This is a genomic window from Clostridium gasigenes (assembly GCF_900104115.1).
GTDB lineage: Bacteria > Bacillota > Clostridia > Clostridiales > Clostridiaceae > Clostridium > Clostridium gasigenes.
Genome location: NZ_FNJM01000003.1, coordinates 253,924 through 264,349 on the forward strand (window position 1 = coordinate 253,924; position 10,426 = coordinate 264,349).

General features: G+C 30.2%; 7 protein-coding genes. All 7 read right to left on the minus strand.

Annotated features, from left to right (window positions below; genetic code table 11):
* Positions 1 to 120: 120 nt before the first annotated feature.
* Positions 121 to 7,041: an Ig-like domain-containing protein gene (locus BLS77_RS08655; RefSeq protein WP_089968263.1), complete on the minus strand. Its 6,921-nt coding sequence runs from the start codon at positions 7,039 to 7,041 to the stop codon at positions 121 to 123.
* A gap of 252 nt (positions 7,042 to 7,293) precedes the next feature.
* Positions 7,294 to 7,497, minus strand: coding sequence for an HIT family protein (locus tag BLS77_RS08660; protein WP_089968266.1), 204 nt, complete (start codon positions 7,495 to 7,497; stop codon positions 7,294 to 7,296).
* A 278-nt stretch (positions 7,498 to 7,775) separates the two neighbouring features.
* Complete coding sequence (locus tag BLS77_RS08665) at positions 7,776 to 8,114, minus strand: hypothetical protein (protein WP_089968268.1); 339 nt, start codon at positions 8,112 to 8,114, stop codon at positions 7,776 to 7,778.
* Positions 8,115 to 8,208: 94 nt separating this feature from the next.
* Positions 8,209 to 8,622 carry a GNAT family N-acetyltransferase gene (locus BLS77_RS08670; RefSeq protein ID WP_089968271.1) on the minus strand — a complete coding sequence of 138 codons (414 nt, stop codon included), beginning with the start codon at positions 8,620 to 8,622 and terminating at the stop codon, positions 8,209 to 8,211.
* Between the two features lie 44 nt (positions 8,623 to 8,666).
* Positions 8,667 to 9,362, minus strand: coding sequence for an aspartate/glutamate racemase family protein (locus BLS77_RS08675; RefSeq protein ID WP_089968274.1), 696 nt, complete (start codon positions 9,360 to 9,362; stop codon positions 8,667 to 8,669).
* Between the two features lie 276 nt (positions 9,363 to 9,638).
* The gene (locus BLS77_RS20765; protein ID WP_089968276.1) at positions 9,639 to 9,839 is read right to left on the minus strand and encodes an AAA family ATPase; all 201 of its coding nucleotides are present in this window, start codon (positions 9,837 to 9,839) and stop codon (positions 9,639 to 9,641) included.
* A gap of 297 nt (positions 9,840 to 10,136) precedes the next feature.
* Positions 10,137 to 10,426: IS3 family transposase (locus BLS77_RS08685; protein ID WP_139164830.1), on the minus strand; the 290-nt coding region annotated here is incomplete at its 5' end.

The window sequence follows — 10,426 nt, forward strand, 5'->3', positions numbered from 1 at the left end:
TTTGAGTTGTTTCAATAATATATCTATGCAGATATTTTAAATATTAAACTAATAAAAAAGGCTACTAACACTTTAACGTTAGTAGCCTTCTACAATAAATTATACTAAATATTAAATTTATTAATTATTAATACTGCTTTTTTTTCTTAAAGTAACCACTCCTACTCCAACAAATAATAATCCAATAATTATTATATTTTTAGTATTATTCCCACCAGTTTTAGGTAGTATTACTCCATCAGCATTAGTAATCTTTTCTGCAACTATAAATTTACTGAAATGAGGTGTTTTAAATGTAACTTCATTCCCATTTATTGTTGTTTCTAAAATTTCAAATGTCTTTGTTTCTTCATTATAGTAGAATACCGCTAGTTTATCCTTATTAAGACCTTTTAAATCTTCATCTGAAAGCTTCAATGTCACTGATGCCATTCCAGCCTTAAATGTATGGATACTAACAATATTATCACCATTTTTTACTCCTAGAGTGAATTCAAATACCTTTTTAACAGCTTTCATTCCCTTTGTTAAATCACTGTTCTCATTAACTTTCATTTCAAAAATAATACTTGACCCTTCTGTTATTAATGATTTGTCAATTAATTCAAATGGTATTAATATAACACTATCTCCATTTTTAATTTCAAAACTTCCTGTACCATTTTTAATTGCTTCAATATCTTTAATTTCTAATCTTATTTCATTTGATGGTTCTTTTATAGAAATCTCATTTTTCCCATTAGGATTTTCAATTTTTTCAATAATTGTTGTCCCATTACTTTCTGGGATGTTAGCGTCCTCTTTTTCTTTTTCTTCTGATGGTGGTGTTACCTCTTCTTTTTCTTTTTCTTTTTCTTTTTCTTTTTCTTTTACAGTAACTATAACTATCTTAGTTGTTATGGCATCTTTACTGTCACTAACTTGGTAAACTACTTTGTACTCCCCTTCCTTTGTAGTGTCTACTGGATTTTCAACTACTTTAATGTTCTTAGTTAAATCTCCATCCTCATAGTCACTTGCTGTTACATTTTTAAGTGGATTAAATGTATCTCCAACTGTTATTGCTACATTACTTGCAGCTATTGTTGGTATTCTATTTATTAAAGTCCACTTAGGATTTACAGTAATTTCACATGTTGCTTTAAAATCACCATCTTTTGTAGTAACTGTAATAGTAGCCTTTCCTGATGAAACTGCTACAACTTTACCATTTTCATCTACTTTCGCTACTTTTTCATCACTTGATGTCCAAGTAATATTTTTATTAGTTGCATTTTCAGGTAACACTGTTGCATTTAATTGTAAGCTTTCATTTACCTTTATAGTTTCTGAAGTTTTATCTAATGACACTCCAGTTACTTTTACTTCTGATGGTGGTGTTACCTCTTCATTATTTACTATAATTTCTGAAGTAGCTTTAAAATCACCATCTTTAGTTGTAACTGTAATCGTAGCTTTTCCTGATGAAATTGCTACAACTTTACCATTTGCATCTACTTTTGCTACTTTTTCATCACTTGATGTCCAAGTAACATTTTTATTAGTTGCATTTTCAGGGTTTAATATTGCATTTAATTGCAGATTTTCATCTACTTTTATTGTAGCTGAAGTCTTATCTAATACAACTCCTGTTACCTTTACATCTGTTGGCGGAGTTACTTCTCCCCCTGTATAAGTTATACTCATATTTATTGTTTTTGTAGCTTGACCCGCTCTACCTTGATCAGTGTACCAAGGTAACGCTAATGTTTCTTTAGTAGGTTCAACGTGTATTTTAAAGTTATTTACTCCGGGTTTTAATTTAATACCATTAACTAATATATTTCCATACTGGTCCATTGCATTTGGATATAGTTTGTTTAAATCTTCATCATTAATTGTGCATGCAACTCCAAACGGAACTTTAGCTTTTAGATTAAAGTCTTCTTTATCTGTTGTATATTCAATATTATCTCCATAAGATATTCTTGGCATCGAAATCATCATTGGCATATCTCCCCAACGAAGAATATAGTCATCAATAACCATAGAATTTCCACCTTGATTTTTAACTGTTAAATTCATATTTGTATCTGTTGAACTATATGCCCAGTTACCATAATCTTCAGTATCGTCAGCTTTTCTATTATGACTTGAAAAAGCTTCTGTTCCCCATGAACCTCTAGTATATTTGTACTGTATTGATTTTCCGGCCATCATTTTAAATTTATACTCAACTACATCACGACTTGTAGCTCCACTTGGAACTGTAAGCTTTCCACCACTTGCATTCCAACCATTAAGATCTCCTGCAATAAAGATATCATCTGTAGCTGGAGTGTAATTTGGTATGTGTAAGTTTAAAGTTACATCAACCATAACAAGTTTTGGTATTACTTCTTTTACTACTGAGTATTCTCTATTATAAGCTTTATCATAAGCAGAAACTTTATAGATATAATTATTATCATTATTTATTGTATAATCAATAAATTCCTTTGAAGTTGAATCTAAAGTTGCAACTTTGACAAAACTGTTACCATCTGCACTACGATAGACTTCAACTCCAGCTATTTCATCCCCACCTAAATTCCACTCTAGTTTAACTCTATTTGATTCTACTAGTATATCCTTTAAGACTGGTGCTAAAGGTGCTACTGTATCCTTTCCATCTGCAATAACCTTCATTGAAACTTCATCCGAAAGCTTATAACTATCTCCTGTATTTGTAGTTGCCTTTGCAAAATACTTATATATTCCTACTTCTGTTGGTTCAAAACTTCCGTAATAAACCTTTTTACCATCACTTGTATCTTTTTTATATCTTAATTTTATACTTGTTGCATTATCGACTGAAGTTCCATCTTTATAATATAATAATTTTGCTTCCATATTAGGAACTTCAAGCCCTGCATATTTTGAATCATCAGTTAACCCTGGAACTGAAATTATTACTTGTACTTCTTCAGTCTTATTACCTACTCCAATAATTAAATCTTTTACTGGATTAGGTGTACTTACTGCTTCAATATTAAATGAAGGTAATACAGTTATAGAATCACTAAAATCACTTTCACTATCCCCTTTAACTGCTGTAATGTAGTAATAATATCTAGTTCCATTCACTACATCTGTATCTTTAAATGAATTTTTAGTAGTTTCTCCAACCTTTTCTGATTTTTCTACTTCCAGATTAGTTCTATATACATTATATTTAGTTGCTTCATTTACCTTATTCCAAGTTAAATCAACTTGTCCTTTAGATGCTTCTGCCTTTAAGCCATCTACTTTGTCTATTTTAACAATTTTATTGCTTGAAACCATCATAAATGCTGTCTCTGCTGGTATTGTTATAGTTACTTTTCCATCAATAACTTTTGCTTTAACATCTCCGTATAGTTCATCCTTTAAATTTAATCCATTAGGTAAGAATCCAGTAACATCTGCTACTATTGTCTTTTCCTTATCAGATTGATTTAAAACTAATAAACCACCTTTTGAATCACTCTTTCTAGCATATGCAATAACACTATCTTTTGAATATGCAGTTTTTATATCTCCGGTTGCAAAAATATCAAGATTCTTATTTCTTATCTCTGTAGATTTCTTATAGACATCAAATAATTCTTTATATCTTCCATTTGCTGAGTAATCCCCATTGCTTTCCTTTAATCTTTCCCAAGGGAAAGTTCTTCTAGAATCTGGGTCTTTAGTTCCTGTAACTCCTACTTCATCACCATAATAAATAGTTGGCGCTCCTGGATATCCCATTTGGAATATAGCAGTTAAAGCTTGTAACTTAAGCGCCTTATCTGATGCATCTGGTGCGATTTTTGTATTTTCCTCGTCCCATGTAGGGTTATCAATTTTAGTTAAATTACGAATTGTATCATGAGAATCAACAAGGTTTAACATTGCTTCCCAAGCTTCTTTCGGATAATTTTCTCTTATAATTTCTAAAGCATTATTAAAATCTTCTGCCTTACCATTTATTATATAATTTTGAATTGCTCCTCTAAATTGATAATTCATAACTGAATCAAATTGATCTCCAAGTAAATATTTAGTTGCTACTCCCCATTCTTCTCCTAATATTACAGGATTGTCAATTTGTTTGCCATTAACATCTAATCTTCCTTCTGTAGACTTAACAGCGTCTCTAAACTTTTTCCATGTATCAGTTGAAACATCTGGTGCACAATCTAATCTCCAACCGCTTGATCCCATCCACATCCATCTTTGAGAGTTTGCAAATTGCATTTGTTTATTTGCATCAGAATCACTTAATCCAGCTAAATCATAGCCTATTATATTTTCTCTAAAATTTATATTATTCCATTCATGTTGACCTGAAATAGCTAAACTATCTCCAATTTGAGGTTCTCTAGCTTCCATTACTGGTAATGAATCATAACCCCACCAACCTTCATATTTATAATGTTGATCTTTTGGATCAATAGTTATTCCATCCTTATCTCTTGTTACCAATTGATTTTCAACTTTAAACCAAGTTGTAAATTCAAAATCTTGTGGATATGAATATTTCTTACCAGTTACAGGATTATTAAGTGATGTAAAGTAATCTCTAACTTCCTTTTCTGCCTTATCTTGTAACATACCATCATTAACCTTATCCCAAACTCTCTTCCAATACTCATAAGCTCCTATTTCAGGATACTTTTCATATCTATCAAAATAAATGGAATCATCTCCAACATGATTAAATACTCCATCTGCAATTAATTTAATTCCTTTTTTATCTGAAGCCTTCGCAAATGCTTGATAAATTCTATCTGAGGCTGCTCTAGTCTTTTCATAATTTAATCCTGATGTTGCATCACCTGCTTTATTGTACACAGGTTGTCCAAACATAGGATCTAATGACTTAAAATCTGTTGCATCATACTTGTGATTTGATGCTCCCCAAGACACAGGGTTTAAATAAATAGCCGAAACCCCAATTGATTTTAAATAATCAAGTTTTTGTTCTATCCCTTGAATATCTCCACCATAAAACTCATTAGTCCAAATATTATCTGTTTTTGAATTTGGATAATATGGTTTATTTTCTGGTGTCGAATGTCTTGGATTTTCTGGATAATCACTCCAACTTCCCCATACTTGTGATGCTGCTGGATCTTTATCTACTCCACCATCAAAATATTGCATTGGATATGATTTTAAACTACCATCTGGTCCAATAAACCCACGTACCCCATCTACAAGTTTCGCTCTATTATTATCTTTATTACCATCAAAAAATCTATCTGGGAAAATTTGGTATACTATTGAATTTTTCATCCAATCTGGAGTTTTATAATCTTTAGCATATACAGTTAAATTATAAGGCAATGCACCTTCCTCAGTTGCAGAACCTGTTCCTCCACTTATTCCATCATCACCATACTCCATTTTTGTTTTACCATCAACAAGTATAAACTTATATCCCCATACGCCTATAGATGATATCTCATCTTTAGAAATATAAACTTCATAATAATCTATCTCTCCAATAGTTGTTGCTTTTCTCATTTCATAGCTTTTTGCTACGCCCTTGCCATCTATTAATTCAAGCTTTGCAACTTGAACATCATCCTTAGCAACACCTATTCTTAATGTTAAATCTTCTGACTCTTCTTTTATTGCTCCAAAAGGTTTCTTATAAGTAACACTTCTTGAATCGAATTTTATTGCTGACTTATTAATTAACCCATCGTATTCTCCTTCAACTGGTTTATAATTATGTCTTAATATTTTGTCACCTGCATAATCAATTGAAAAAACAACATCTGCTGGGTCTACTGTATTTAATGCTAAATTAGCATCAGCAGCTCCATAATTTTCGTCCCAATTTCCTCCAAAAGTCACCTTTGCTTCATATTTTCCAACTGGAATATTTCTTTGAATCTTATAAAGACTTCCATCAAAATTATAATCTACAAACATTTGCTTAGAGGTATTTGGTGACCAGGCTTCTTCTCCGAATACTTTTTGAATGTCACCAACTAATCTAGGCCATTTTGCAATATCTAGTTTCGGAGTGTACTGAGTAATCCCTTCAACTCCTGCAATATTTATTCTTACTTCATTTTTGACTTCATTTACATAAAAGTTCACTTTTGTCTTTTCAGCTAAAGTAAGTTTAAAATTGTCCCCACCCTTACTGACTCCATCCCAAGTTCCATTTTTAACAAATTTAAATTCATAGTCTCCAGCATCAAGAACTGTAGAATATTCATAAAATCCATCTACTAAATGCTTTAATTGTGTATCAGCATTAGTATTATTCCATCCTTGAAAACTACCTGCTATATACCATTTACTTTTTCCACCAGGTTGTGCTATAAGTTCATCTGCTTTAATAATTTCATCAACTTTAACAATTTTATTTACAAGATTAATTGTTTTAGTTAAAGTTTTATCCCCTTTTATTGCAGAAACTACAATTGGCAAACTTTTTATGCCCTCTGGTACTGCTGTAATCTTAGCTTTTAAAAGTCCACCTTCACTAATTTCAACTTTATCATTATTATCAACTGTCCACTTAACATCCTGTGCTTCTTCTGTTTTTCCGTTATCTTTTAACATAACAGCTTTAAGTTGCAATGTTTGTCCAACTTCTAAATCTGAAGATATACTATCAATTTTATAATATCCAGGTGTTATAAGTACCGGGTTACCATTTGTTGCTTTTATAGTATTTACAGAATCCCCCTTCCAAACTCCATCAGAAACACCATCTTTATAAAAGGCATTAAATCCATATTCTTGAGATCCAACCTTACTTGAAGTTGGTAATGTAATAGACCATATATTTTTATCATTAACAATAGCATCTTTATCCGCCCAATCAGTAAATTCACCTTTAAGTATTACCTTATCTTCTGTACCATCTCCTTGATAGTTAAAAGTAACAGTACCATCCGAATTAATTACTGGACTTTTTAATAAGCTTTCTGCACTAACTACTTTAGCTTTAATAGGTAATAAAGTTAGACAGAAGAATATTACGGTGAAAATACTTAATTGAGACCGGTACTTAATAATTCCTTTTCTCCTCATAAAATCCCCTCCTTTTTTATTTTAGGAAACGTTTCCAATTCAGCACTTGTAGTTTTACTTAATTAACTTTAACAACTACTAATATTAGAATTTCCCCGTTATTATTATATATTATCCCCATAGAGTTGTACACATATTTTGGTATCTTTGGATTTAATTACAATTAAAGTTTCTAAATTTGTAATTATTCAAATAAAAGTAACTCATTAGAATTATATCTTGTTGGAGTTAAATAAAAAAACACAATTTCCATTATAATCCTTCTAATATTACTTTTAAATTTTCTTTTACAGAATCTAAATTATTTTTATTCTCAAGTTCTTTAGGTACTATCACATGACCTTCCTTTATTGGGTCTATATCTAAAAAACAACAAACAAGTTCATCTTCATAAATAATATTTGAAGGCGCTTCTTTATTTACTATTTTGCAAAACACACAGTCTTTATTCTCCATCCTTATTCAGCCCTTTTTTACTTACTCAATATAAAATTACTACAAATTAATTATAAGATATTTTGTAAATATCACATTGTTCAATTTTAAAATAACATTTTATAGAGATAGTCTTAATAGTGTACCTTATTCTTGAATTACGACGTAAAAACACCCCAAAATTCAATTTATGAATAATGCAGTGCTTAAGTAAATTGTTCGTTTATTGAGTTGTGACATTAAATATAAATTTATGAGTCTTAACTAAATCTTAAATTTTAAACTTTGAGATTATAATCTTACTTTTTTTCTACTACTAAGCAATTCTTTGGTCCAATATAGCCAACTGAAAAAACCAATATAAACATAATCACTCCAAATGTTATAATTGAAATTATAGTTTTAATAAACCAAGATAATAAAAATCCAGCTATGCCCACTACTACTATTATACCAAGCATTTTTTTCAAACGGCATACGGCAATTCGAGGATCATATTTTCTCTGTTCCTCCACATCCATTTGCCAATACCACTTTATCCACTTAGATGATTTTTTAACATTCACTATTGAAAAAAATATATACATTGCCAATGAAGCAAAAGTAATTATAATAATACCGCTTTGAAATTTACCCATTTTCCCAACCACCAATTCCGATTTATTAGTTTTTTAAAATTATTCTCTTAAAATTGATTTAATTTGCCCTGCAAATTGAAAGTTATCTTTATATTCAAAGTTCTTTGGTAAAATAATAGCGCTTCCCTGTTACTGGATACTCTTTTAATTCGAATACTTTTTTGTATCCGTGTTGTTTATAAAACTCTGGTGCCTGAAAACTAAATGTATCTAAAAAAACATATTTACAACCTCGCTCCTTTGCAGTTTCCTCAGCTTTCTTTAATATGAGGCTGCCAATGTTCTGTCCCCTTAGTTCTTCACTTACCCATAAAAATTCTATAGTCAACCAATTACCATGTGTATCTCCAATGAGACCAGCAAGCTTATTGCCTGTTTCATCTTCTAAATAAATCCCTAAGTCTTTTGGATTTTTATCTTCAATTCTAGCTAGATTATATTCCAATAATCCTTGAAAAATAGTCTCTTTATCCTGTTCTTCAATTTTATCAGTAATTTTAAATTTCATTAATTTTCCACCCCCCTCACTTATTTTTTCTTTTTAACACACCTCTATTTATCTAACGCAAATTCAACCGCAGAAATAGCATGTATTGTTGTTGTATCAAAAACTGGTATATTAACATCTTCTTGTTTTATCAATAAAGGTATTTCCGTACATCCTAGCACTACGCCCTCCGCACCATTCAACGATAGATTATTTATTATTTTTTTGTATTTTTCCCTTGAATCCCCACTTATTACACCTTTGCATAATTCATTATAAATAATCTCATGGAGAATTTCTCGCTCATTTTCATTTGGAATAACTACATCAATATTAAACTTATCTTTTAACACTTTTTTATAAAAATCTTGTTCCATAGTAAATTTAGTTCCAAGTAATCCAACCTTTTTCATGCCCTTTTGTATTATTTTTTCACCCGTTACTTCAGCTATATGTAAAACTTTTATCCCTACCCTTTCCTCTATATCACTTGCCATTTTATGCATTGTATTAGTACATATTATAATAAAATCTGCCCCCCCATTTTTTAGTTTTTCAGCAGCATCAATCATAATATTAGTTAATTCATCCCATTTATTTTGATGCTGTAATACTTCTATTTCTTCAAAATCTACTGAATACATTAAGCATTTTGCTGAATGAAGCCCTCCTAATTTTAATTTAGCAGTTTCATTTATTATTCTGTAATATTCAAGTGATGATTCCCAACTCATTCCACCTATTAAACCAATTATTTTCAAATTAATCCTCTCCTTCACATTTCTAAATTATTATGCAATAGTATTGCTGTAAGTATACTATTAAAATCAAAGTATACTTACATATTAGTTATTTCTACATATTGCTTTATCATAACTTCCTTACCGTTAAAAACTAAGGCTAACTTTATAACGTTTTAAATACCTCTATTTTCAAACTCTGTATATAAACGGAAAACTCCCCTGTTTTTTTATTATTTCAGTTTCTTTTTCTATTTTCAAACCTTTAAACCTTTAAACAAGTATGATCTATCTTCATCACATATTTCGTCTCTGCCCACCTTTGGCGTAAAAATATTTTAAAACTGATAAATTTAAAGTTTTACCAAATCGTCTTGACCTTGGAAGAAGGATTATTTTTCCACTATCCTCTAAAAACTCTTTAACTATCAAAGTCTTATCTATAAAATATCTATATTTGTCTATATACTCTTTAAAATCACTGCTTCCTAAACTTATTTTTTTAAAATTAAAACCTCACATTCTTCTTCTCATAATTCTTTTAGGTCCATTGAAATTTCTATAGTTATTTTCTTATATATCTCTATCTATTATATCCAATTTCCATTAATTAAACAACTTAGGCAAGTTCAAAAGGCACTAATACCTACTCTGTAAAACCGTTCTTTTGTTAGGTTTACCTTATCTGATTTTTTTATGTTTTCCTTGTTTTTTTCCTATTTTTTCTCAAAATAATAAATAGCCTAGGTTTAACTGAACTGCCCCCTGTCAAGTAGACAGGGTAAATAATAAAAATTACGCTGTTAAAGTATGACTTCGATATTCTATTGGAGTCATACTTTTTAACTTTTTCTGTAATCTTTGTGTGTTATAAAAATCTATATATTCGTCAATGGCTTGTTCAAGTTCCTCATACGTATCAAATTTTCTTAGATAATACATTTCAACTTTAAGTATACCCCAAAAACCTTCCATAGGTCCATTATCAATGCAGCGGCTAACTCTAGACATGCTCTGTGTTGCTTCTATTTTATCTAATTTACTTTTGAACGTTCTATTTGTATATTGATAACCACGATCACTAT